The 1,188-nt window shown below is 47.1% G+C and carries 2 protein-coding genes; one reads left to right on the top strand and one right to left on the bottom strand.

What is annotated here, in order from left to right:
* Positions 1-683: PAS domain-containing protein (locus R7P67_RS25390; RefSeq protein ID WP_318086394.1), on the top strand; the 683-nt coding region annotated here is incomplete at its 5' end.
* Positions 684-759: 76 nt separating this feature from the next.
* On the opposite strand, the gene pdxH is transcribed toward R7P67_RS25390, so the two are convergent.
* A partial coding sequence (gene pdxH, locus R7P67_RS25395; protein ID WP_318086395.1) for a pyridoxamine 5'-phosphate oxidase occupies positions 760-1,188 on the bottom strand: 429 nt, incomplete at its 5' end.

The raw sequence follows: 1,188 nt of genomic DNA on the forward strand, positions 1-1,188 counted from the left end.
TCCGACAGCTACCGGGTTGTTGGGGATGCAAAGATAAAGATTCGGTATTCCGTTATGTGAACCAGGAATACGCCGAATTATTGGGCCATACCTCACCAGAAGAGTGCATTGGTAAAACTGACTTCGAGATGTCGAGCCCAACCACTGAATGCGCGCAAGAATTTCAACGCCAAGATAAACATGTGATCGAAACGGGCGAATCGTTGAAGATCCTTGATATTCATCCTTACCCTGACGGGCGTTGGCGCGCACATATTTTCACGAAAACCCCTTGGCGAGATGAACAAGGCAACATCCTCGGCACCATTTTTTATGGCCGAGAGTTAACCGACACCGCCGTGATTGAAGTGGGCTACTGGGTGTGTCGAGCCATCGGTACAGACTTAAACCATCAATCCATTTTCCGTTTTTCGAATCTGAACCCGAAGCCAGAAAAGCTCACATGCCGCGAGCAAGAAACGCTATTTTTACTGCTTTACGGCAAAAAACCTCAGTTTATTTCTCAAGTGATGGGCATCTCCACAAAAACGGTAGAAGGGCACGTCGCACGTCTAAGAAACAAGTTTGAAGCGAATAGTAAGAACGAGCTGATCGATAAAGCAATGGAGGCAGGCTATGGCTCTGTTGTACCCAAAACGCTGCTTAAACATCAGCTTTCTGTTGTTTTGAATGGAGAGCGCTAACGCCACGCCGCTTTATCTTTATAAACACAAACACCGCCTTAAAGGCGGTGTTTTGTTAGGCGTTAAATAAGATGCCCTATGGCGCGAGACGGTCGATATCCCATTCACCATCGTGTTGAGAGAATAGGAAACGGTCATGCAGACGATGCTCACCGCCTTGCCAAAACTCAATGCTTTGCGGTTTAACTCTAAAGCCGCCCCAAAATGTTGGCATTGGAATTTCACCTTTGGCAAATTTCTGTTTGAGCTCAAGGAACTTACCTTCCAGCACTCCACGAGCAGAAATACGGCTACTTTGCTTACTCGCAATGGCCGCCAACTGGCTATCTTTAGGGCGGGAAGTAAAATACTTCATGTTTTCCATCGCAGTCAGCTTTTCAGCCACACCAGTAATGTGAACTTGGCGCTCTAGTGGATGCCAAGGGAAATGCAGGCTGATGTTGCTGTTATGCTCAAGATGCTGCGCTTTGCGACTACCTAAGTTGGTGTAAAACACGAAGCCATC

The organism is Vibrio sp. Vb0937 (assembly GCF_033338855.1).